The organism is Gabonibacter massiliensis (assembly GCA_001487125.1).
Taxonomy (GTDB): domain Bacteria; phylum Bacteroidota; class Bacteroidia; order Bacteroidales; family Marinifilaceae; genus Gabonibacter; species Gabonibacter massiliensis.
On sequence record LN913013.1, the window covers coordinates 34,941 to 59,977 of the forward strand.

18 protein-coding genes are annotated in these 25,037 nt (G+C 43.3%); 12 read left to right on the forward strand and 6 right to left on the reverse strand.

The features are described from left to right. Positions 1-125: 125 nt before the first annotated feature. The 3 genes from BN3283_RS04425 to BN3283_RS04435 all read right to left on the reverse strand — a co-directional run bounded on the left by BN3283_RS04425 (position 126) and on the right by BN3283_RS04435 (position 4,126). Positions 126-1,253 (reverse strand): mechanosensitive ion channel family protein, encoded by a 1,128-nt coding sequence (locus BN3283_RS04425; RefSeq protein WP_286137514.1) that lies wholly within the window; start codon positions 1,251-1,253, stop codon positions 126-128. A 234-nt stretch (positions 1,254-1,487) separates the two neighbouring features. Further along, the gene (locus tag BN3283_RS04430; RefSeq protein ID WP_059025796.1) at positions 1,488-3,359 is read right to left on the reverse strand and encodes an ABC-F family ATP-binding cassette domain-containing protein; all 1,872 of its coding nucleotides are present in this window, start codon (positions 3,357-3,359) and stop codon (positions 1,488-1,490) included. 53 nt (positions 3,360-3,412) lie between these two features. Further along, positions 3,413-4,126, reverse strand: a complete 714-nt coding sequence (locus BN3283_RS04435; RefSeq protein ID WP_059025797.1) for a DNA alkylation repair protein — start codon at positions 4,124-4,126, stop codon at positions 3,413-3,415. Positions 4,127-4,267: 141 nt separating this feature from the next. On the opposite strand from BN3283_RS04435, the gene BN3283_RS04440 reads away from it, so the two are divergent. From BN3283_RS04440 to BN3283_RS04455, 4 genes are all read left to right on the forward strand, one after another. Beyond that, on the forward strand, positions 4,268-5,038 hold the full coding sequence (locus tag BN3283_RS04440) for a ParA family protein (protein ID WP_041504581.1): 771 nt from the start codon (positions 4,268-4,270) through the stop codon (positions 5,036-5,038). A gap of 62 nt (positions 5,039-5,100) precedes the next feature. Continuing rightward, positions 5,101-5,997, forward strand: a complete 897-nt coding sequence (locus BN3283_RS04445) for a ParB/RepB/Spo0J family partition protein (protein ID WP_059025798.1) — start codon at positions 5,101-5,103, stop codon at positions 5,995-5,997. Positions 5,998-6,006: 9 nt separating this feature from the next. Continuing rightward, complete coding sequence (locus BN3283_RS04450; protein WP_052634894.1) at positions 6,007-6,720, forward strand: DUF5683 domain-containing protein; 714 nt, start codon at positions 6,007-6,009, stop codon at positions 6,718-6,720. Between the two features lie 4 nt (positions 6,721-6,724). Beyond that, positions 6,725-8,290 carry a lytic transglycosylase domain-containing protein gene (locus BN3283_RS04455; protein ID WP_059025799.1) on the forward strand — a complete coding sequence of 522 codons (1,566 nt, stop codon included), beginning with the start codon at positions 6,725-6,727 and terminating at the stop codon, positions 8,288-8,290. An 85-nt stretch (positions 8,291-8,375) separates the two neighbouring features. Here BN3283_RS04455 and BN3283_RS04460 read toward each other — a convergent pair whose 3' ends face one another. Next, a complete protein-coding gene (locus BN3283_RS04460) occupies positions 8,376-9,164 on the reverse strand; it encodes a C40 family peptidase (protein ID WP_059025800.1) in 789 nt (262 codons plus the stop codon). A 142-nt stretch (positions 9,165-9,306) separates the two neighbouring features. Here BN3283_RS04460 and BN3283_RS04465 point away from each other — a divergent pair, with 142 nt between their 5' ends. Together BN3283_RS04465 and rlmD are read left to right on the forward strand one after the other, a co-directional pair. Further along, a complete protein-coding gene (locus BN3283_RS04465; protein ID WP_059027159.1) occupies positions 9,307-9,990 on the forward strand; it encodes an SIR2 family NAD-dependent protein deacylase in 684 nt (227 codons plus the stop codon). 107 nt (positions 9,991-10,097) lie between these two features. Beyond that, positions 10,098-11,501, forward strand: a complete 1,404-nt coding sequence (gene rlmD, locus BN3283_RS04470; protein WP_059025801.1) for a 23S rRNA (uracil(1939)-C(5))-methyltransferase RlmD — start codon at positions 10,098-10,100, stop codon at positions 11,499-11,501. A gap of 50 nt (positions 11,502-11,551) precedes the next feature. Here the strand turns inward: rlmD and BN3283_RS04475 are convergent, their stop codons facing one another. Beyond that, positions 11,552-12,169, reverse strand: a complete 618-nt coding sequence (locus tag BN3283_RS04475; protein WP_041505601.1) for a WbqC family protein — start codon at positions 12,167-12,169, stop codon at positions 11,552-11,554. A gap of 390 nt (positions 12,170-12,559) precedes the next feature. Between BN3283_RS04475 and BN3283_RS04480 the strand changes: the two genes are divergently transcribed. From BN3283_RS04480 to glgP, 5 genes are all read left to right on the forward strand, one after another. Continuing rightward, positions 12,560-14,542, forward strand: a complete 1,983-nt coding sequence (locus tag BN3283_RS04480; RefSeq protein ID WP_059025802.1) for an alpha amylase C-terminal domain-containing protein — start codon at positions 12,560-12,562, stop codon at positions 14,540-14,542. Positions 14,543-14,587: 45 nt separating this feature from the next. Next, positions 14,588-16,543, forward strand: coding sequence for an amylo-alpha-1,6-glucosidase (locus BN3283_RS04485; RefSeq protein WP_059025803.1), 1,956 nt, complete (start codon positions 14,588-14,590; stop codon positions 16,541-16,543). A 50-nt stretch (positions 16,544-16,593) separates the two neighbouring features. Beyond that, complete coding sequence (locus BN3283_RS04490; RefSeq protein WP_059025804.1) at positions 16,594-17,898, forward strand: glycosyltransferase family 4 protein; 1,305 nt, start codon at positions 16,594-16,596, stop codon at positions 17,896-17,898. Between the two features lie 57 nt (positions 17,899-17,955). Continuing rightward, entirely contained in the window at positions 17,956-19,359 is a 1,404-nt protein-coding gene (locus tag BN3283_RS04495; protein ID WP_041504572.1) for a glycoside hydrolase family 57 protein, read from the forward strand. Positions 19,360-19,438: 79 nt separating this feature from the next. Beyond that, positions 19,439-23,683 (forward strand): alpha-glucan family phosphorylase, encoded by a 4,245-nt coding sequence (gene glgP, locus BN3283_RS04500; RefSeq protein WP_059025805.1) that lies wholly within the window; start codon positions 19,439-19,441, stop codon positions 23,681-23,683. A 36-nt stretch (positions 23,684-23,719) separates the two neighbouring features. On the opposite strand, the gene BN3283_RS04505 is transcribed toward glgP, so the two are convergent. Further along, positions 23,720-24,058 (reverse strand): translation initiation factor, encoded by a 339-nt coding sequence (locus tag BN3283_RS04505; RefSeq protein ID WP_041504567.1) that lies wholly within the window; start codon positions 24,056-24,058, stop codon positions 23,720-23,722. Positions 24,059-24,215: 157 nt separating this feature from the next. Here BN3283_RS04505 and BN3283_RS04510 point away from each other — a divergent pair, with 157 nt between their 5' ends. Then, on the forward strand, positions 24,216-25,034 hold the full coding sequence (locus BN3283_RS04510; RefSeq protein WP_041504566.1) for a sulfide/dihydroorotate dehydrogenase-like FAD/NAD-binding protein: 819 nt from the start codon (positions 24,216-24,218) through the stop codon (positions 25,032-25,034). Positions 25,035-25,037 lie beyond the last annotated feature (3 nt).

Below are 25,037 nucleotides of genomic sequence, written 5' to 3' on the forward strand. Positions count from 1 at the left end.
ATAATTTTATCCGTTTCACGTTATCGGCCGCGGGATTTTTCCCGTTCGATATCCGGTGTCGATTGTTCTCAATAAAACATATCGGTATCTCTCTGTTTATGTTTGTTTCCGGAAAAGATTCTGACTTAGTTTGCCGGGTAGTCTAATTTACCGGGGTACTGAAATACTTTCAGATTGAATAGCGGAAGTATGGCAAACAGGTGGTCGAAAAGATCCGATTGTACCCGTTCGTACTCCACCCAACTCTGTTTGGCGGAAAAACAGTAAATCTCGAGGGGGACTCCCGTCGGACCCGGTTGAAGTTGGCGTACCATATGCGTCATTTCTATGTTGATGTCCGGGTTGGCGTTGATCCATGACTCCATGTATTCCCGGAACGTGCCGATATTGGTCAGGCGTCTTTCGTCCAGAAGATTATGACGGTTGGCATTATGAACGGCAAGTTCGGCCTCTTTTTTCTCTATGTAGGATTTCAGTAACTGGGATTGTTTCAGGGTGTTTAACTCTTCTTTGCTCAAATAATGGATAGAGTAAATATCGATGTTCACGGAACGTTTGATTCTTCGTCCTTTGGATTCTTCCATGCCTCTCCAATTCGTAAAGGATTCCGAAACTAATTTATAAGTCGGGATGGTGGATATGGTTTTGTCCCAGTTCTGTACTTTTACCGTGGTCAGGTTGATCTCCAAGACTTCGCCGTCCGTATTATGGCTGGGCATAACGATCCAGTCTCCAATGCGAACCATCCGGTTGGCAATCAGCTGAACGCCGGCCACGAATCCGAGGATGGAATCTTTGAAGATCAGCATCAGTACGGCGGCAAAGGCGCTTAATCCCACGAGTAGAGCTTGTGGTGATTTATTTAGTAATATGCTGATAATAATGATGGTGGCCATGCTGTAGAAAAATATCTTGATGACCTGAATAAAGACTTTAATCGGACGGTTTCGAGCCATGGGATAACTTTCGTATATGCGATTGATCCCGTCCATGATAGAGGATAATACCAATAAAATGGAGATGACAATCCACACGTTTATCAGGCGGTTTATGATATCGGCATATTCCCATCCGATTTGAGTGGAAATCAACTGAATGACGACCGGAACGATTAATAATGCCAAGCGATTGAAAAAGTGTTGGTCCAGTAATAGGTCATCCCATTGAGTTGCCGTGCGATGTACGATCTTCAGGATGATTTTAGCCAGCCATTTTTTGGATATAATGTAGACGAACCATCCAATTAATCCCATAATAAAGGCTTGAATAAGAAATTGTATTAGTTTAGTGATGCTTTCCGAGTATATACCGAAATGTTGTAAAATCGTTGGGATGTATTCCATGACCTATTTCAATTAACGTGAATTTTTGTTGCACAACGGACAAATGTAATATTTTTTTTCCAAAAATATTAAAAAGGAATTTTTGCACAACGAATCCTTTGAAATAGCGATGATGTCGGAAGCCCCTTGATGGGGAAAATCTTACTAATTGGGTATTTCGCTGAGTTCCAACCAGCGCATCTCTTTTTCGTCCAATAGGTTTATAATCTCCGAAATGCGTTGAGAGAATTTGATCAGTTCATCCGTGGTTAGTTTTCCGGTATTTAATGCTGTTTCCAGTTCTGCTTTTTCTGCATTCAGTTGGTCCATAGCGATTTCCAGTTGTTCCATCTCTTTCTTTTCGCTAAACGTGAGTTTACGTTTTTTCTCTTTTTCCCGGTCGACGGTTTTTGCATTAGGAACGCTCTTTTTCGCTTCCTGTTTCTGGAGCAGTTCTTCCTCCTCTTTTTTATTTTTGTATTGGGTGTAATTGCCGGGAAAGTCTTTAACTATACCGTTGCCTTCGAATGCAAATACCCGATCTACTACTTTGTCGGTGAAAAAACGATCGTGTGAAACAATGATCAGGCATCCTTGAAAGGCTTTCAGGTATTCTTCCAAAACGTTTAAAGTTACGATATCCAAATCGTTTGTTGGTTCGTCGAGTATGAGGAAATTCGGATTACCCATCAATACGGTTAGCAAGTAGAGACGACGTTTTTCTCCTCCGCTTAATTTGTAGACCGGAGAGTACTGTAGTTTATCGGAAAATAGAAAATATTCCAGAAACTGGGAGGCCGACATGATTCGGCCATTGCCCAAATCTATTTTTTCAGAGATGTTTTTGACGATATCGATCGGACGATCGTTTTCTTTGAAGGTGATTCCGGATTGTTTGTAATAGCCATAAACGACGGTTTCTCCGATTTCAATTTGTCCGGAGTCCGGTTTAGTCGTTTGTGTGATGATATTTAAAAATGTCGACTTGCCGATGCCGTTTTTTCCGATAATTCCGATTTTTTCTCCTCGAACGAATTTGTAAGAGAAATCTTTTAGAATGCAAAGATCCCCGTAGCTTTTGTCGACATGTTCCAATTCCAGGATTTTTTTACCCAGCCGTTTTCCTCGAATATCGAGTTCCAGTTGTTGTTGTTCGGTATGTTGATCGGCGACCTCTTTCAGCTTGTAAAAATTATCTATTCGGTATTGTGCTTTATGGCTTCGGGCCTGCGGCATCCTGCGCATCCATTCCTGCTCCGTTCGGAGCAAGTTTTTAGCTTTATCGATGGAAGCGTTTCGGGCATCGATACGTTCTTCTCTTTTTTCAAGATAATAGGAGTAATTGCCGTTGTACGCGTAAAGGCCGAAATCGTCGATTTCTATAATCAGGTCGCATACTCGATCCAGAAAGTAACGATCGTGGGTGACCATTAACAGGGTTACTTTCGATTTTTCCAGGTAGCTCTCCAACCATTCGGTCATCTCCACGTCTAAATGATTGGTAGGCTCGTCTAAGATTAGGAAATCGGGATTGCTGATCAGTATCTTCGCTAAGCCGACTCGTTTTTTCTGTCCGCCGGAGAGCTCTTTGATGCGTTGACTATACTTGTTTATCTTAAGTTCGGAAAGTATTTGCTTTACCTGTGTCTCGTAATCCCATGCGGCTAACGCATCCATTTGCGGGATTAGTTCCTCTATGGCTTCAGAATCGTTATTGGTTACGGCTTCTTCGTAATTTCTTATCGCTTTCAATAAAGGAGAGTCCGAATTGAAGACCTCCTCGAACACGTTGTTCTCGGGTTCCAGCTGGGGATCTTGTTCTAAATAACCGACCGTAATATCGTTGCGGAAGATAATCGTGCCGGCATCCGCGATCTCTTTCCCGGCAATGATTTTTAGCATAGTGGATTTACCCATGCCGTTTTTAGCGATTAAAGCAACTTTTTGGTTTTTGCCGATACCAAAAGAGAGGTTTTCGAATAGAAGTTGTTCGCCGAAACGTTTGCTTAAATTATTTACTTGTAAAAAACTAATCATGAGTAAATTCGAGTTTAAGATATAACGAGTTATAAAAAAGAGTCAAATAAGTTTTAATTTTCCCGCTTTAAAAAAGCTTTCCGGCTCTCCTCCGGGTAGTGTTCGATCGCGTAACGCAGCATGGTTCTCGGCATTTGCCGGTACCTCGGCGTGAGGTAATCGGTAAGGATTTGCCGGTCCTTTTTACCGACCTCTCTCAAAAGCCAGCCTACTGCCTTGTGGATCAGGTCATGGGAGTGGAATTGCAAAATATCCGCGATCTCTAAGCACTCTTCGAATTTTCCTCTTTTCACGAAATACATACAAGAGACGATGGCGATACGTTGTTTCCACAGGTGGCCGGTTCGGGCCCATTCATAGAGTAATGTTTTCTCTTTGTCTTCGAGCCAGCGTCCCAGTAATTTATAGCAGCTTAAATCGACCAAATCCCAGTTGTTCAGGTGATCGACATGTTGAATATAGAAATCGACATACTCTTTTCTTTTCTGTTGATCTTTCTCTTTTTCAAAACGATGGACCAGGAGCAAGACGGCTGTCATCCTGTATTCGTGAATAGGCGAGAGTAACAACTCGTGTACTACGGGCAGGGGGGTATGCTGGTATATTTTTACGATGTCTCGGATTTGCGGTATCGGGATTCCTATAAAAAGATCTCCTTCCCCGTATTTTCCTTTACCGGTTTTAAAAAAACGGGCAAGATCGCGGGCTTTTTGTGTATTTTTTTGTCTATTAAGTGCTTCTGTTATCTCTTTTAAGGAATCTTTCATGATAAAGCGATTTTTTTTATGGGCTGTAAAGGTAATGATTGTTAATAAAAAAGTTCGGGTTGTTATTAAAAAATCCGTTAAAAATCGGTAGTGTATTTATTTTAATTGTATTTTTACCACACAATCGAAAATTATAGTCTTATGTCAAAAATAATAGCTATAGCGAATCAAAAGGGGGGGGTAGGAAAGACGACGACTTCTGTGAACTTGGCAGCGAGTTTGGCTGTTTTGGAGCAAAAGGTTTTGTTGGTGGATGCTGATCCGCAGGGAAACGCGACGACGGCCGTGGGGTATGATTTAAAAGAGTTGAAGGCCACTATCTACGAATGTTTGGTGGAGGGGATAGAGCCGGAGAAGGCTATTCTAAATACGGAAATTGAGAATTTATATATATTGCCTTCTAACATCGACCTGGTCGGAGCCGAATTGGAGATGTTGAATTTTCAAGATAAAGAGAGTGTTATGGGAAGGGTATTGGCCGGTGTTCGGGAGAAGTACGATTACATACTGATCGATTGTTCGCCTTCACTGGGGTTGTTGACCGTGAACTCGCTGGCCGCTGCCGACTCGGTGATTATTCCCGTGCAATGCGAGTATTTGGCTTTGGAAGGATTGGGTAAGTTGTTGAATACGATAAAGATCATTCAAAAGCGTTTGAATACCTCCTTGGAGATCGAGGGATTTGTGTTAACCATGTACGATGCTCGTTTGAGGTTGTCTAATCAGGTGGCTTCCGAGGTAAAAAAACATTTCGAAGATATGGTTTTCGATACGATGATCCAGCGAAACACGAAGCTGGCGGAAGCTCCCAGTTACGGACAGCCGGTCGTACTGTACGATGCCGAATGTCGAGGGACGGTGAATTACCTGAGTTTGGCAAACGAATTGCTGGAGAAGAATAGAAGAGCTTAGCCGAAAAGGAATTCATGTGAAGTTTTAAATTGTTTGGACGTGTAATCATAAATAATAAGCTGATGGCAAAAAAAAATGCATTAGGAAAAGGATTAGGGGCTTTGCTTCAGGATGCGGCGGAAGAGATTAAGCCGAGGGGTGGAAGCGGGTCGTCTATGCAAGAGGAGTTAAAATTAAGTGATATCCGTCCTAATCCGCATCAACCGAGGACCTCTTTTGATGAGGAAGCATTAAATGAATTGGCAGCTTCTATAAAATCTATCGGGATTGTTCAACCGATTACCGTGCGAGAGATCGGTGACGGGAAGTACGAGATTATCGCCGGAGAGCGTCGTTACCGGGCATCCAAGATTGCCGGATTGGAGACCATTCCGGCTTATATTCGGAAAGCGGAGGAAGATACGGTATTGGAACTGGCTTTGATTGAAAATATACAGCGGGAGGATTTGAACGCCATCGAAATAGCGATCAGTTATCAACGCTTGCTGGAAGAGTGTAGGCTGACCCAAGACGCTTTGAGCGAACGGGTCGGCAAGAAGAGAACGACCATATCCAATTATTTGCGCCTGTTGAAATTACCTGCTCCGATACAATTGGCGATTAAAGAGAGAAAGATTAGTATGGGGCATGCCCGGGCTATTGTGAATATAGAGGATTCCGATACCCAATATATGGTGTTCGAACAGATTATGAAATATGATTTCTCTGTCAGAAAGGTCGAGGAGATAGTCCGGGAACTGATGAATCCCAAAAAAGAAGAAGAGGTCGATAAAAAAGAGTCGAAGGTAAAAACAATCGATGATTATAACGAATTGCAAAGTCATCTTTCTCGTTATTTCGAGACGAAGGTTGATTTAAAGAGAAACGAGAAAGGAAAAGGAAAAATTGTCATATCTTTTAAGTCGGATGGTGAGTTGGAACGCATTGTCGGTTTACTGGATAAACTGAGTGCGAAATAAGTTTATATCGTGAAGGCTGTTTTACAAAAAATATTTTTAATCGCATGTGGGATTTTACTTCTTCTGGGTACGGATGCCCGGGGAGAGAGCGTATACCTGTTAACACAGGTAACCGATACTATTATCAGTGAGGATTCCGTACGTGTCGGAGGTGAGGAGGCATTTGTTTATAAGAAGAAAATGAAAAATTTAAAGCCTCATTCCCCGCATAAGGCGACGATTATGGCGATGGTTCTGCCGGGATCGGCTCAGATTTACAACGGACAATGGTGGAAGGTGCCCATTTTATACGGGGGTATCGGGGCGACGGTCTACGGACTCTCTTGGAATTCGAAATATTTCCGAAAGTATAAGACGGCTTTTTTGGATTACACGAATTATTTAGATAGAAAAAGCGAGGATCCCGAAACACCTTACCCTACAGACAATACCTGGGATAAATTGATGATTGCAGGAAATTCGGCGGCGGATTTTACTCCTTCTCAACAACAACGATTGAAAGATCAGTTGAAAAATAAGAAAGATTACTATAAACGAAATCGAGATTTGCTGTACATCGTTTCGGGAGCTATCTATATCATTCAGATTATCGATGCTACGGTTTTTGCTCATTTCTATGATTATGAAATCAATGACGATTTGTCTATGTCGATTCGTCCTACTACCGGTTTTTCGCCTGTAACCGGGGGAAATGTCGGAATATCATTAACATTTAATTTTTAAAAGCATGCGCTGGGTGTTCTTGTGGTTATGTATCTTATCGTGTGGTGTTCTTACCGTGAAGGGACACGATAGGGATTCCGTGAAGATTCAAACGGAAGCTCCTAAATTATTAAATCCTCCTTTGGTTTTACTTACAGATTCCATTCCGGGAACTTTTGTCCGGAGATTAGACGAATTATACCAGAAGTGGTATGTGAGTAAACCGGAATTGGGAGATACCTTGAACATGTTGGAGCAAAAGGAGGCTTTTTCTTCTTTGCCCGATTCCATTTATCTCAGTCGATTGGATTCCATGAATTCGGCTATACGGGTTTCGTTTAATGAAATAGTAAAGAACTATATCGAGTTATACACGCTAAAACGCCGGGCTCAGGTAGGTGCTATGTTGGGATTAAGCGAATATTATTTCCCCATTTTTGAAGAGATTCTGGACCGGGAAGGCTTACCGCTCGAGTTGAAATACCTTCCGGTCATAGAAAGTGCACTGAACCCCAGGGCCTTCTCTCGTGCCGGTGCTTGCGGGTTATGGCAATTCATGCATGGGACGGGAAAGATGTATCGTTTGGAGATAAACTCTTTCGTGGACGAACGGAGAGACCCGGTAAAATCTACGGAAGCGGCAGTCAGTTTTCTGAAGGATCTGTATAGTGTTTACAAAGATTGGGTTTTGGTTATCGCGGCTTATAATTGCGGTCCCGGAAACGTGAATAAGGCTATTCGTCGTTCCGGGGCGAAGAAGAATTATTGGGATATTTATTATCGTCTGCCTCGTGAGACCAGGGGATACGTACCGGCATTTATAGCGGCGATGTACGTGTTTAACTATCATAAAGCGCATCAGATTTATCCTGTCGCTAACGAGTTGCCCGTGATGTGCGACAGTATTATGATAAACGAAGGATTGCATTTTGAACAGATTTCCAAACTTTTGGATATTTCGATCGAGCAGTTGCGGGATTTGAATCCTCAATATAGACGGGATGTTATCCCTGCAGGATACGGAAAATCTTACGCTTTAAGAATGCCTTATAACTATGTCGGAGAGTTTATCGATAAACAGGATACAATATTTGCTTATAATCGCTCTTATTATTTCGATGATAGCGACCGGACGGCTAACCCGAGAGATCGGATTAAACACTATGCCTATGCTCCTCCCAGTAATAAAGCGAAATTGATTTATGTGGTGAAGAGCGGGGATGTGCTGGGGGGGATTGCCAATACCTTTCATGTACGTTTGGCGGATTTGAAGTATTGGAACAATATGAGCAGAAATTTAATCCGTGTAGGTCAGAAATTGGTCGTCTATGTGCCTAAGGATAAGGTGAAAACTTACCAGAACAAGGCTGATGCGAAATACGCTGGAATGGCTTCCAACGCGGAGGTGGAGACGGAGCCCTTGATTGAAGGAGAATATGAAATCTACGTGATGAAGAAGGGAGATAACCTGTGGAATATAGCCAAGAAATATCCGGGGATCACGAATAAGGATATCATGAGGTGGAACGGGCTTACCGATAAAACCGTGAAAAATTTAAAACCCGGTCATAAGTTGAAGATAAAAATCTAATAATCGTCAATCTTTTTAATCGCTAAATCAAAGAATCATTCAATCGCCGAATCGCTTAATCCCTCAATTTTTTAGTTTGCAATTGTCAATTAATGTAGCGTTTGATCAGCTTTAGCGCGTGGGTGTAGCGTTTGGTTTCTTCGTTAAAAATACCATGGTGATCGATTTTGTCGACCCGTACCCGGCCGGAAGCATGGATTATGCGTCCAGGTTCCCATAAGATTCCCACGTGGGTAATGGCTCCTGCCTCGTCGCCGAAAAAGGCCAGATCCCCCGGTAAGGACTCTTCGATAAAAGAAAGAGTTTGTCCTTTCATGACCTGTTGTTCCGCCTCTCGGGGTAAATTCATACCGATCATTCGGTAGACGATCTGAGACAATCCGGCACAATCGATTCCGTACGGAGTACGCCCTCCCCATAAGTAGGGGGTATTGTAGTACATCAATGCGTATTGGATAAGCAGATCCCTCAAGTTGTCAATGCCTATCTCTTTCAATGTACCGATCAACGCGTATTCGTCTTCTCCCAATTTCATTTTCTTCGAGTAGGCGTCGTATAAAGGCAATACGCTGCCCGCTACGATTAACTTATTGCCCCAATCCCCTTCTTTTAGTACCAAGTTGAATACTTCTTCCATAATCAATTGATCGGACGAACGATAAGATTCGACGTAGGATGGGCTTACCTCCTTATGCATTTTCCGATCGATCCAACCTTCACAATTATCATGCGATAATCGTATATACAGCCAGCTATCCTCCTTTTCCAAAACTTCGTAGATCTCCCCGAATAAAATTTGGGAGGTCATTTCGCTTCGTTCCGATTTTTCCCGCCTCACGGGCACTATACTCAAATCAGCTATACCAAACTCCATCGTAATAAAATTGAGAAACTGAAAAATGAACTTTTATTCCAGTTCGTATTAATTATCGCGAAAATAGAGAAAGTTTCGAGATAATGAAATGATTTTTTTAGTTAACTTGCATGACATTATGAATCGTAAAATTGATTTGATCATGAAGAAGTTAGTAGTTTTAACAGGGGCAGGAATGAGTGCGGAGAGTGGCATTCGGACTTTCAGGGATAGCGACGGTCTTTGGGAAGAGTATAATGTCATGGATGTGTGTACCCCGGAAGCTTGGGAGCGTGATCCCGAATTAGTCAATCGTTTTTATAACGAACGCAGGAAACAACTTTATGAGGCAAAACCCAATGCCGGCCATTACGGATTGGCTGAATTGGAAACGGAGTATGATGTTCAAATCATTACCCAGAATATAGACGATTTGCACGAGCGGGCCGGGAGTTCGAAAGTACTACATCTTCACGGTGAATTGAAAAAAGTCAGAAGTAGCAAAAACCCGACTCTTATTTATGATCTGGAAGGTTGGGAGTTGAAATTGGGAACAAAAGGAGAAGACGGATCCGTTCTTCGTCCGCATATCGTTTGGTTCGGGGAAGCCGTGCCGAATATCGAGCCGGCGATAGAATTAGTATCCCGGGCTGATATATTGGTTGTTATCGGGACCTCTCTTGCCGTATATCCTGCGGCGAGTTTGTTGCATTACGCTCCGGCCGGATGTCGTATTTTGCTTATCGATCCTAAGATTCCGGAGAGCGTGAAAAACAGCAGAATCGAATTTATAGAGACAGGAGCGTCCGAAGGAGTTCGGATATTGAAAGAGAAACTAATGTCGTAACAGATCGGGCTATTTTGCCTTTCCGGTCTTCTGTTTCATTTTAATTTGTATATTTGCCCTTCAAAATTTTGAGAGTATTAATCTGAAGTTTGAAGTGTTTTAAGTTTATGGGTAGAGGAAAGAAACCGTTACTGGAAAATATCGAAATTCAAAAAATTGCAGCGGAAGGTAAATCCATCGCATACGTGGATGAAAAAGTGTTATTTGTTCCCAATACCGTTCCCGGTGATGTTGTCGATGTTCAGGTAACCAGGAAACGAAAAAGTTTTTTGGAAGGTTTCGTGGTGAATGTGAAGAAATATGCCGATATCCGGACAGAGCCTTTCTGTTCTCATTTCGGAATATGCGGCGGTTGCAAGTGGCAGAATCTGCCTTACGAACGGCAATTGGATTTTAAGCAACAGGAGATCGTAGATAATCTGCAACGAATCGGAAAGGTTGAGCTCCGGAATATATGTCCGATTATAGGTTCCTCGCGAACCCGGCATTACCGGAACAAATTAGAATTTACATTCTCGGACAAGCGTTTTTTGACTCGTGAAGAGATCGGTTGCGACCAGGAGATCGAACGCTCTCCGGCGGTAGGTTTTCATGTCCCGGGGCTTTTCGATAAGGTGGTGGACATTAAAACCTGTCATTTGCAGCAGGAACCGTCCAATGCCATTCGTAACTTTATACGGGATTATGCCGTTGCCCAAGGTTTGAGTTTTTATAATATACGGGAACAAAAAGGATTTTTGCGTACCTTAATTATTCGTACCTCCTCCACGGGCCAGATCATGGTTATTATTACTTTTGGACACGAAGAGCGGGAGGCAAGGGAGTGTTTACTTCAACATTTGGTCGGGGCTTTTCCGGAAATTACTTCTCTTATGTACGTGATAAACGAGAAGTTGAACGATACGATTACCGATCAGGAAGTAATTTGCTTTCATGGTGAGGATCACATATACGAACAAATGGAAGAGTTGAAGTTTAAGATCGGCCCGAAATCATTTTATCAGACCAATTCGGAACAGGCTTATAACCTGTACGCTCAAACCCGGGACTTGGCCGGGTTAACGGGTGATGAAACTGTCTACGATCTTTACACGGGAACGGGTACGATTGCTAATTTTATCGCTCGTCATGCCCATAAGGTGATCGGAATTGAATATGTTCCGGAAGCTATCGAAGATGCCAGAGTAAATTCTTCCATCAATGGGATTACCAACACGCTTTTCTACGCGGGAGACATGAAGGAGGTCTTAAACGAGGCTTTTATCGCCCGTCACGGCAAACCCGATGTGATTATTACCGACCCTCCGCGTGCCGGAATGCATCCGGATGTGGTAAATACCATATTGAATGCTGCGCCGGAGCGTATCGTTTATGTCAGCTGCAATTCGGCAACACAGGCACGCGACCTTCACCTGATGGATGCTGATTATAAAGTAATGGCAGTGCAACCGGTAGACATGTTTCCGCATACGCATCATGTGGAAAATATCGTATTATTGCATCGCAGGTAGAAGAGTCGCTGGGCCGGGTATTTTTGGTTCCCGTGTATATGGATTTTTTGCTATAAATAGAGAGTGGCATCGGGACCTTCGTTAAAGAGAAGATCCATGACACTGAGATTTGGGGCGAACGGAAAACGCTCGGCAAAAGTTTGATGGTAGGGTTTGGCAACAAAAGGATCGTTAAATTTGCGCCTGGACGGTTTGGGGTGAATGACATCCCTGAAATCGTCGCAATGGTCGGGAGTGTTGACGTAGTCTGTCGACAGGGCGATCGTGTTATTTAAAGATAGGATATCGAGAATTTCGTGTATTATCTTCATGTTCAGATCGAGCAGGTATTTCTCTTTTTTTGTAAAAAAAGAGGTGAAATGGTCCATGTAATAATCGTAATAAGGAGAATTTTTGTAAGCGGATTCAATACCTTTAAAATGAAGTTTTTGCCACGAGGTGGAGTAATCTATACAAGTTTCTTTGGTTAATATCTTTTTACTCGTTGCTTTTATTACCGGAACGGATAAGGTCATCACTCCGTTGGCGGTCATGATGTCACAGCGGTTTCTGTAACTTTGTTTTCCGTAATGTTCGTATTGTTCGATAATAACTTCTTCGTAATCTTTTATTTTAGATAAGTATTGTATTGGAGGGAAATAAGCCGTATTTAATAAGATTTTTTTCATTCCGTGCGATTTTGGGACAAAAATAAAAAAATAAAGATTGTAGCTTGGAGTTTGATGAAAAAATGATTGTAAATATATGTAAATGGATATATTAATCTTTTCTTAAAATATAATATGTTAAAATTGGTATAATCTACTCTTGTTGGCTTAAATATTGTTATCTTGTAACCAATTTAGGTTATTTCAGAAAAAAACTCTTCAGGGAAATAAAGAAAGGAGTAAAATTAAAATTCCCGCAAAATAAAAAAGGTTTATAATACAACTAAATGACTCAATTCTTCGTAATTAAGTAATAAAAATGTAACAGAAGATACATCCCAACGTAATGCAAAAATGGTTTATTTGAAGCAGGGAAGTGATTATTCAAAAAAATTAAATTAGATCAATTATATGAAACCGGAACTCGTGAATCAAGATAAATTATTGGAGCCTTTTGCGAAGGTTATTCAGGAAAGACATGAACGGATACTTGCTTTGGAGAAGGAATTCACGAGTAGGGCAACGCGATTGGCCGACCTGTGTAATTCTTATTTATACTATGGTCTTCACAAAACGGACCGGGGATGGGTGTTCAGGGAATGGGCGCCGCATGCTACGGCTGTGTATTTGATCGGGGTATTTAACGATTGGCGGAAACATCCGGACTATGCCTTAAAAAAAATAAATAGTGAGGATTGGGAGATCGTATTGCCGGAAAGTGTTTTGTCTCATGAGATGCTTTATCGTTTGTTGGTGGAGTGGGACGGCGGAGCGGGAGAGCGTATCCCTACTCATGTCAGAAGAGCGGTTCAGGACGAGTATACCAAAATATTCAGTGCTCAGGTATGGGACCCGAAGAATCCGTATCGCATGAAATATAAATCTCCTCATCGTACTGTTCACCCTTTGATATACGAGGCGCACGTGGGTATGTCTACCGAACACAAGAGGGTTTCCACATTTACGGAGTTCCGTTTATTTGTGCTTCCCCGTATGGTGGATTTGGGATATAATACCTTGCAATTGATGGGAATTCAGGAGCATCCTTACTATGGTTCTTTCGGGTATCAGGTATCTAATTTTTTTGCCGTTAGTTCCAGATTCGGGACTCCGGAGGAGTTGAAAGCTTTGATTGATGCCGCTCACGGAATGGGTGTACGGGTTATTATGGACATTGTTCATTCGCATGCTGTCAATAATGAGATGGAGGGATTAAGTCGTTTTGACGGTTCGTACGACCAGTTCTTTTACCCCGGAGAACAGGGATATCATCCTTTATGGAACTCCCGTTGTTTTAATTACGGCAAGCATCAGGTGATTAATTTCCTGTTATCCAATTGCAAATATTGGTTGGATGAATTCCATTTTGACGGTTTTCGTTTCGACGGGATTACGAGTATGATATATTGGGATCATGGGATCAATCGGGACTTCACGGATTACCGGATGTATTATGACGGCGATCAGGATGAAAATGCTATTGTTTATTTGGGTTTGGCCAACCGGGTGATTCATCAGGTAAATCCGGAGGCGATTACGATAGCCGAAGATATGAGTGGAATGCCGGGTATGGCTTTTCCGGTAGAAGAAGGAGGATTGGGGTTCGATTTTCGTATGAGTATGGGGGTGCCGGATTACTGGATAAAGTTGTTGAAGGATAGGAAAGATGAAGAATGGCACGTGGGGGATCTTTTTTACGAACTGACCAATAAACGGAAAGAGGAACATACGATTAGCTATGCCGAAAGTCACGACCAGGCTTTGGTCGGTGATAAAACAATTTTTTTTCGGTTGGTCGATAAGGCTATATACTCTTCGATGAGTGTTTTTAATAAAAATATACACATTGACCGGGGTATTGCTTTACATAAGATGATTCGTTTGGTGACGATAGGAACGGCAGGAGACGGTTATCTTTCTTTTATGGGGAATGAGTGGGGGCATCCGGAGTGGATTGATTTCCCGCGAGAGGGGAATAATTGGAGTTACGATCATGCCCGGAGATTATGGAGCTTGGTCGATGATGAGCAGTTACGTTTTCGTTTTTTGAATGCTTTTGATCGGGCTATGATTCATTTCGTTGAAGAGAATCAGCTATTTGTGGGATATCCTTCTCCTTTGGTGAGGGATAACGAGAGGCAGATTTTGATTTTTACCCGGGGAGATTTTTTGTTCGTCTTTAATTTTAATCCTGAGGTTTCTTTTATGGATTATCAATTCGATGCTCCTCCGGGAAAGTATATGACGGTACTGAATACGGATAGTGCGTTGTTTGACGGTTTCGGAAGGATTGACGAGAACGTGGAACATTTTACGCGTTATATCGCTCCCGGTAGAAGCCAACTGAGTTTGTATCTTCCCGCCCGGAGTGCATTTGTTATGCATCGTTCGTGATAAGAAGGTAATAATAATTGATTTTGATATATTAAATGGCAGATTATGGGATATTTAAAATTCAATAAAGAAGAGTTAGTCAATTTAGAGTATGCTCTGCACCGGGAGGTTTTAGCGACCAATCGGGCGGGGGGATATGCGTCAACAACTATTGTTTGTTGTAATACGAGAAAGTATCATGGTCTACTGATACTTCCGATCGAAGAATTCGGCGGTATGAACCATGTGTTGCTCTCTTCGTTGGATGAGACTATCGTACAGCATGGTCAATCGTTTAATTTGGGTATTCATAAATACCCCGGCGTGTATGATCCCCGGGGACATAAGTATATTGTCGATTGTGAGTATGAGCCTGTTTGGACGTTACTCTATCGGGTAGGAGGAGTGGTTCTGAAGAAAGAGTTGATCATGGTGCATAACGAGGCACAAGTAATGATCCGCTATACATTGGTAGATGCTCATTCGGATACGTTGTTGCGTTTAAAACCTTTTTTGGCGTATCGGAATGTGCATGATTTGAGTAAGGCCAATATGATGGCCAATACGAAATACGAATCGGTTACTAACGGGATAAGGTCGAGGTTATATGTTGGGTTTCCCTCATTGAATATGCAATTGAGTAAACCGAATGAGTTCGTGGCAGTGCCGGATTGGTATTACAATATCGAATATCTGGAAGAGAAAGCAAGGGGGTATGACTATCGGGAGGATTTATTTGTCCCCGGTTATTTTGAAGTTCCGATCAAAAAAGGGGAGAGTATCGTTTTCTCGGCTTCTGTGGAGGAGGTCAATCCGAACGTCCTGAAGCGTAAGTTTCAACGGTTGGTGGATCTGCGTATGCCGAGGGATAATTTCGAGAATTGTCTGAAATACTCGGCTTCTCAATTTATTGTTCATGACGGTAAGGATACGGAAGTGGTAGCCGGTTATCCCTGGTTCGGGCGTTGGGGGCGAGATACTTTTATCGCTTTACCCGGAATCACTTTGGCTGCCGAACAGGATATAAAAAGTTGTAAGGAGGTGATCGATACGATGGTCCGTCAATTGCATAATGGATTGTTCCCGAATATCGGAAAGCGTCAGGATGCGGCGTACAATTCGGTAGATGCTCCGATGTGGTTTTTTTGGACGCTTCAGCAATTGGACGATGCGATGAAAAAGAAGGGATTTATCTGGAAAAATTACGGGAGTAAGATGAAAGCCATATTGAAGGCTTTCCGGTACGGTACGAATCCTTGGGTGAAGATGGAGGAGAACGGTTTAATCTGGGCCGAACAACCCGGTAAAGCCCTGACTTGGATGGACGCTATCGTGAAAGGAATACCGGTAACTCCTCGGGGTGGTTATGCCGTAGAAATCAATGCTTTGTGGTATAATGCCGTGTGTTACAGTTTGCGCCTGGCAGAGGAAGCTGCCGATCGCCGCTTCGTGGAAGAATGGAAAGAAATGCCGGAAAAGATTCGGGAGAGCTTCAATAAATTATTCTGGTATGAAGAGGGAAAATACCTTGCCGATTATGTAGATCATACCGGTCAGAATACCTTGGTTCGTCCGAATCAGGTTATAGCTTGTTCTTTGGAGTACTCCCCGATTAGCGATGATATGAAAGAGAGGGTGTTGTATGTGGTACGCCGCGAGTTGTTAACACCCAAGGGATTACGTACGTTGTCGCCTAAAAGTGCTTCATATAAGGGACGTTACGAGGGAGATCAGAATGAACGGGATTCGGCTTATCACCAGGGAACGGTTTGGCCGTGGTTGATCGGTCCTTACATCGAGGCCAGTCTGAAACTGAGGGGGAAGCAGGCTTTGCCTGCGGTGAAAGAGCTACTGGCCGGATTCGAGGAAGATATGACCACTTACGGAGTTTGTTCTATCGCGGAAGTGTATGACGGAGACCCCATTCACAGGCCTGGTGGATGTATCTCTCAGGCATGGAGTGTCGGAGAGGTGTTAAGAAGTTTAGCGTTAATCAAAAAATTTGAGAGAAAACGGAAATAAGAACGGAAGTTTCGTGTCTGGATTCTCAAATTTTGAAATCGAGTTATGATATGAGTACAAGAGTATTGATGTTTGGTTGGGAGTTTCCTCCTCATATTTCGGGAGGATTGGGAACTGCCTCTTTCGGTTTAACGAAAGGATTGGCCGAATACGGGGTCGAAATAATGTTTGTGATGCCGAAAGCCGGGGGAGATGAGGATCAAAGTGCCGTGAGAATTATTAATGCGAGTGATGTTGAGGTCGTGAATACGTGTTCCGATCTGGAAGAGTATTGGAAGAATATTCATTTTATGGAGATTGATTCCAATCTGGTTCCTTATCTCGATCCGGAGGCATTTGAAAGAAGTGTTCATCAAACGTTGAAGGTCGGGGAAAAAGAGGAGAAAATATCTTTTCGAAATAAATTTCAGTTTTCCGGCAAATATGGAGCTAATTTGATGGAAGAGGTGGCCCGTTACGCGATGGTTGCCGGGACGGTTGCCGCCAAAGAGCAGTTCGATGTGATCCATGCCCATGATTGGTTGACCTATACCGCCGGGATCGTGGCCAAAAAGATATCGGGCAAGCCTTTGGTGATCCATGTACATGCGACGGAATTTGACCGTAGCGGTGAACGGGTGAACCAGCAGGTGTACGATATTGAACGCAAGGGTATGGAGGAAGCTGACCGGGTGATTACCGTGAGCAATCTGACCCGGAATATAGTCATTAATCGGTACGGGATAAATCCGGAGAAGGTGGTGACCGTTCATAATGCGGTAGATTTTCAGTCTCGTGAAGAGGTCGAGGTGGAACGCGGCGTGAAAGAGAAAATCGTTACTTTTTTAGGCCGGATCACCTATCAAAAAGGACCGGAATATTTTATAGAGGCGGCTTATAAAGTTTTGCAACGTTATCCGAACGTACGTTTCGTTATGGCCGGAAGCGGGGATATGTTGAATCGTTCGATTCGCCGGGTGGCACAATTGAAGATGGCTACTCATTTCCATTTCACCGGCTTCCTGTATGGTGAGGAGGTTCCGAAGATGTTTGCTTATAGTGATGTATACGTGATGCCTTCCGTATCTGAACCGTTCGGTATTACGCCGTTGGAGGCGATGCGTTCCGGAGTGCCGACCATCATATCCAAACAATCGGGTGTGGCAGAGGTATTAAAACATTCGATAAAGGTGGATTATTGGGATGTGGATGCTATGGCCGATGCCATATACGGCCTGCTGGCTTATCCGGCATTGTCCGTGGTAGCAGGCCGTGAGGGATTGGGTGAAGTAAATCAATTGAAATGGAGAAATGCGGCTTTAAAAATTAAATTCATTTATGAAGAGCTTGTTAATGAGTTTAACGCGGGACGTTGAGGACGGAAAGGGATGAAAGAGGTTGTAAGTAAATAAAAATAAATAAAATATAAGGTTATGAGAAAGACATTATGTTTCTATTTCCAGATACATCAGCCGGTTCGGCTAAGAAAATACCGTTTCTTTGATATTGGGAAACGCAGTGATTATTTTGATAATTATATCAATCGTTCCACGATACGCCGAGTCTCGGAGAATTGTTATTTACCGATGAATGCGTTGATGTTAGAGTTGATCCAACGTTACGGGGGTAATTTTAAAATAAGCTTTTCTATTTCGGGTTCTGCTATGGAGCAATTCGAATTACATGCTCCGGAGGTGATCGAGAGTTTTAAGCAATTGGCGGCGACGGGATGCGTTGAATTTCTGGCGGAAACTTACGCCCATTCCTTGGCCTCGTTGTCCTCTACCGATGAATTCGAAGCCCAGGTGAAACAGCATGCGCGCAAGGTAAAAGAGTTGTTCGGACAACGTCCGGTAACCTTGCGTAACTCCTCTTTGATCTATTCGGATCAGATTGGCGAGCGAGTGGCGGCAATGGGGTATGAAGCCATGTTGACGGATGGGGCAAAACACGTGTTGGGATGGAAGAGTCCGAATTTTCTATATACCAATTCGATCAATCCCAAATTAAAATTGTTATTGAAAAACTCCAGGTTGAGTGATGATATTACCATGCGTTTTTCGGATCGGAGCTGGAGCGAATGGCCTCTGACAGCGGAAAAGTATGCCGGTTGGTTAAAAGAGAGTGTCCGGGAGAGTGAAATCGTCAATTTGTTTATGAATTATGAAACTTTTGGAGAGTATCAATCACAAGAGAGCGGTATTTTTGATTTTATGCGGCATTTACCTGAGGCTGTGTTTGCTTCGACTGATTTTGAATTCTTGACTCCTAAAGAGGTTGTTAAGAAACATCAGCCGGTAGCTCCTTTGCATGTACCTTTCCCGATATCCTGGGCAGATGAAGAACGGGATATCACCGGATGGTTGGGTAATGAGTTGCAGGCCGAGGCTTTTGAAGAGTTGTATAAGATTCAGAAGAGAGTGAAGCGTATAAATGATCCCGTATTGAATGAGGATTATAAACGTCTGCAGGCAAGCGATCATTTTTATTATATGGGGACCAAGCTTTTTTCCGATGGAGATTTTCGTCGTCATAGTTCGCCATACGAATCGCCTTATGAAGCCTTTGTTAATTATATGAATGTATTGAGTGATTTTATCATAAGGGTTGATGATTTGGAAAAAAAGAGTAATATTGTATCGAAGAGAGAAATAATGCAGGAGGGTAAAACACCTCCCGAAAAGAAGGTTGCAAGATCTACCAAGCCTAAAGAGAAAACGTATGTCGTTTCTGCGGAAAAAGCTGGAAAGGAGGTAAAAGCTGGAAAGGAGTTAGAAGATAAGGGGAAAAAAGTAGAGAAGAAAACGAAGAATACGGTAACTAAAAAGAAAAAATAATCTTAAATAACCAAAAGCTACGATGTATGGGTTAGCGGTGTAGTAATGCCGATCTGTATTTGTAATTTAAAATTAAAACATGAACAATATAAAATTGAAAAATCCCGCCTATTTGTTTGAGGTGAGTTGGGAGGTGTGTAATAAAGTTGGTGGTATACACACTGTTATTTCCACGAAAGCCTTAAGTATGGCCCGAGAGTTCAAAAATAATCATATCCTGATAGGGCCGGATGTATGGAGGTACAATGAACCGAATCCGGAGTTTACGGAGGATCCGCATTTGTTTAAATCGTGGAGGGCCAAAGTATCCCGTGAAGGGTTGCGAATAAAAGTCGGGCGTTGGAATATCGCGGGAAATCCGGTGGTGATATTAGTTGATTTTACCACATTCATTGCCCAAAAAGATCAGATATTGACCTCTTTCTGGGAAAAATTCCGATTGGACTCCTTAACCGGACAATGGGATTATATCGAACCTGTTCTGTTCGGTTACACGGCAGGAAAAGTCATAGAGAGTTTTGTACGCTACAATGCCTCTTCCCGCCAACATGTCATTGCTCAATTTCACGAGTGGATGACGGGCAGCGGTCTTCTCTATTTAAAAGACGTTCTTCCACAGGTGGGATGTGTTTTTACCACTCATGCCACCGTGTTGGGACGGAGTATTGCGGGAAACGGACTGCCTTTGTACGATCACATACAACAGTATAATCCTGCTGAGGTCGCTCATCGTTTTCGGGTGGAAGCGAAGCAGTCAATGGAGAGCAAGGCGGCCGAATTTGCGGATTGTTTTACAACGGTAAGTGAGATTACGGCTGTAGAGTGTGCTCATTTTCTCGGGAAAAAAGTCGATATGATTACCCCGAACGGATTTGAAAATAGTTTCACTCCCCCGGATGGTATTTACTCGGAGAAGAGAGAAGCCGGAAGAAAGAGACTATTGAAAGTAGCTCAGGCATTATCCGGGAGGGCTATTTCTGAGGAGGCCTTTATCGTTGGAATCAGCGGACGTTACGAATTTAAGAATAAAGGAATCGATGTATTTATCGAGGCTTTGGGACGTTTGAACCGGGATCAGGGCAACACGAGAGAAATCGTGGCATTCATCTTGGTTCCGGCCGGGCATCAAGGGGTGAATGCAGAGCTGATAAATAACATGGAGAAGCCGTATCAGGCTGTTGAGGTCGTACATCCTTACGTAACACATCTGTTGACAGATCCGGATCATGATCCGGTATTGTCGAAGGTTGCCGAGGAACAACTGTTGAACCGGGAAGAGGATCGGGTAAAAGTATTTTTCAGTCCCAGCTATTTGAACGGGAGCGACGGGGTATTCGACGTACCTTATTATGATCTGTTGGTGGGCATGGATTTGACGGTGTTCCCCTCTTATTACGAGCCCTGGGGGTATACACCTTTGGAGAGTCTGGCATTTAAGGTTCCCACGATAACAACGACTTTGGCCGGCTTCGGATTATGGGTGGAGACTCATTATTCCAAAGAGCACCCCGGAATAGACGTTATTGCTCGGGACGACCGGAATAATGAAGTTGTCGTGCACGAAATAGCGGATAAAATAAAGGATATAGCCGTACTGACACCGGATAAATACCTTAACTACCAAGAAAATGCAAAAGAGGTGTCCCGGATTGCTTTATGGGAACATCTGATTACTTATTATCATAAGGCATACGAAATTGCTTTGCAGAAGGTAGCTTTAAGAATTGAGGATATGCCTGTGAACGAGGCGGAAGAGGTGGCGTTTATCGACAAACAGATGATTAACACTACGCCGACCTGGGTGAGTGTGATCATTCACAGGTCTATTCCGGAACGCTTGCGCGCCTTGGAACAATTAGCCGATAACCTGTGGTGGTGCTGGAATGAGGAGGCCGTGGATTTGTTTAAGAGTGTAGATCCCTTGCAGTGGATGTTGACGCGGCATAATCCTATAGCCCTTCTTGATAAGATCTCTTTGAACCGTTATAAAGAGTTGGAGAAGGACGAGGAGTTCGTACAGCGTTTGGAGAGAGTTTATGCTAAATTTAAGGATTATATGGAGGGAAAAAAGAAAATGAACGATCCTTCTATCGCTTATTTTAGCATGGAATACGGGTTGCATTCTTCTTTGAAAATCTATTCCGGCGGACTCGGGGTATTGGCAGGGGATTATTTGAAAGAGGCGAGCGACAAGCAAACCCGGATCACGGGTGTCGGTTTGTTGTATCGTTACGGTTATTTTACACAGAAGTTTTCGGCAGCAGGGAATCAGGAAGCGGAATACGAAGCGCAAGATTTTATGAAAATTCCGGTTAATCCCGTACGGGATAAAGAGGGGAATTGGTTGACGGTAAGCCTGGCTTTTCCGGGACGTAACGTATCGGCCCGGATTTGGCGGGTTGATGTGGGGAGAGTGGAGCTTTATTTGTTGGATACCGACTTCGAGGATAACCAGGAAGGTGATCGTTGTATAACACATTATTTATATGGCGGAGATTGGGAAAACCGTTTGAAGCAGGAGTTGTTATTGGGGTTGGGAGGTATTCAGGCTTTGCGTAAGCTGAATATTTCTGCTGATGTATACCATTGTAACGAGGGGCATGCTGCTTTTACTGGGTTGGAACGGTTGAGGGAGTACGTGGAGAATGAGAACCTTGCTTTCTCCGAGGCGATGGAGGTCGTTCGCGCGTCATCGCTGTTTACGACGCATACGCCCGTGCCGGCAGGACACGATGCTTTCACGGAGAATTTGTTGAGGGGGTATCTTTCCTATTTTCCCGACCGGTTGAAAATAACTTGGGAACAGTTGTTGGCTTTAGGAAGAATCAATGCGGGAGATCCGAACGAAAAATTCTCCATGAGCTTTTTGGCGGCTAATTTATCCCAGGAAGTGAATGGGGTCAGTTGGTTGCACGGGAAGGTCACCCGGGAGATTTTTAAAGGCTTGTGGCCGGGATATATGCCTGAAGAGCTGCATATCAGTTATGTGACGAATGGAGTCCATTACCCTACTTGGACAGCTCCCGAATGGAAAGCGATTCATCAGGAGGTTTTCGGGGAGAAGTTTAAAACCCATCATTACGACCGCTCCTGCTTTGAAGGGATATATCAGGTGGATAGCGAACGGATCATGGGAGTACGGGGAGTATTGAGGAGCCGGTTGATACGTCATATTAAACGTCGTTTAGCCGATGGAGGAGATACGGCCTATTTTACCCCGAAAGAGTTGGTAGAGATTAAAGATAAGCTGCGGGATGATATTTTGACTATCGGTTTTGCCCGGCGTTTTGCCACTTACAAACGTGCCCATCTTCTGTTTAGCAATTTGGATCGTTTGAACGAGATTGTCAATAATCCGGATCGTCCGGTGCAGTTCATATTTGCCGGGAAGGCTCATCCGGCGGATCAGGCGGGGCAGGATTTGATCAAGCGAATCGTGGAGGTTTCCAAGTATCCGCAATTTTTAGGGAAGATCGTCTTTTTGCCTAATTACGATATGGATTTGGCCCGCCGGATGGTGCAGGGGGTGGACGTGTGGATGAATACCCCCACCCGCCCGCAGGAAGCTTCAGGTACGAGCGGGGAAAAAGCGGCTATGAACGGGGTTATGCATTTCAGCGTGTTGGACGGTTGGTGGGTGGAAGGTTATCAGAAAGGAGCAGGCTGGGCTTTACCCATGGAACGTACCTATGAGAATCAAGAGTTCCAGAATCAACTGGATGCAGAATTGATCTATAATATCATTGAGACTGAGATCGCTCCGGTTTTCTATGCCAAAGAAGAAAACGGCATATCGTCGGCCTGGGTAGAGTATATTAAGAATACGATAGCCAAGGTCGCTTCCAACTTTACTTCGAATCGAATGTTGACGGATTACGAGGAGAAATTTTACTTGCCGATGTCCCGTCGGTATCATAAATTGATAGCCGATAATGATGCTTTAGCCGTAGAGATTGCGGAATGGAAGAAAAAAGTCGGACGCGAATGGGAGAATGTAACTGTTGATTCGCTGACTCTTCCGGATAAGTCGAAACAGATCATCTCTTTAGGTAAGTCGTACGTGGGGAAAGTTCTTTTGGATATAGGAGATCTTTCGATCGACGATGTGGGAGTCGAGTTGATCGTTACGGAACAGGTAAACGGAAAAATGGTCGTTCGTTCTACCTATGATTTTGCCCCGATTTCTTTTGAAAACGGCAAGGCTCTCTATTCGGTAGAGATCACTCCGGATGATCCGGGGCTGTTTACGTTAGGTCTACGCATTTATCCGAAGAATCCTTTGCTACCGCACAGGCAAGATTTTGCTTTAGTGAAATGGTTGTAGCACGTAATAAAAAAGCAGCTTATTAAAGCTGCTTTTTTATTTGGCCCGATAGTTGTTGTCTTTTAGAATGGTGAGTATTTTTTCTTTGAGCTCACCCTGAATAATGATTTCGCCGTCCTTCACGGAGCCGCCGACCCCGCATTTGTTTTTAAGTAATTTGGCTAATTCTTTTAGATCGTTTTCCGTGCCGATAAAACCCTGCACGAGCGTGACGATTTTACCTTTGCGTTGTTTGGAATCGAGAGATACCCTGAGATTCTGTTTTTCCGGAGCCAGCGTTTCTGCTTCTGTTTCTTCGTCGTATTCGTATTGAAAATTGGGATCAGTAGAGTATACCACGTTTATTTTTTCCTTTTTTTCTTTCTTATTGTTCATAGCGGATAATCGATTTATATTTATTGCAAATATAGTATTTTGATGTTGAAATGTCATATATGAAGGAGAGAAGGAGGTTACGGGTGTTTTTTGTTGATATTTTTTATTATCTTCACACCCTTTGAATGTGTGATATAATATTAGGAGAGTAACGGATATGAATAAGATACTGAGTAAAACCTATTTTTCGGAGCGGGTGGTGAAATTGGAAGTGGAGGCCCCTTTGATCGCCAAGGCGAGAAAACCCGGTAATTTTGTCATCGTGCGGGTGGGGGAGAAGGGAGAGCGAATGCCTTTGACGATAGCGGATGCCGATTTAAAACGGGGGAGTATTACATTAGTTGTGCAGGTGATGGGAGTTTCTTCCCGGAAATTATGTGCCTTGGAGGTAGGGGATTATATCACGGATTTAGTAGGACCATTGGGAAAACCGACTCACATAGAAAAAGTAGGAACGGTGTTGGCTTGCGGGGGCGGTGTCGGTGTCGCACCTTTGTTGCCTATTGTCAAAGGATTTAAGGAGGCCGGTAATCGGGTCCTATCGGTGATCGCCGGAAGGACGAAGGATTTGGTTATTTTGGAAGATGAGATACGGGCTTCGTCGGACGAAATGATTATTATGACGGATGACGGTTCTTACGGAAAGAAGGGATTGATTACGGAGGGAATGGAGGAGATTATAAAACGGGAGAAGATCGATTTGGCTGTGACTATCGGTCCGGCAATCATGATGAAGTTTTGTGAGAAATTGACACGGGAATATGACGTTCCCACGATAGCCAGCTTAAATGCTATCATGGTGGACGGTACTGGTATGTGTGGAGCTTGCCGGGTTACAGTGGGAGGAAAAACCCGGTTTACCTGTGTCGACGGACCGGAATTTGATGCGCATCAGATTGACTTTGACGAGATGTTGTCCCGCTTAAACGGGTATAAAGATACCGAGAGTGAAAAATTGCATGAATTTGAAAAATAAGAA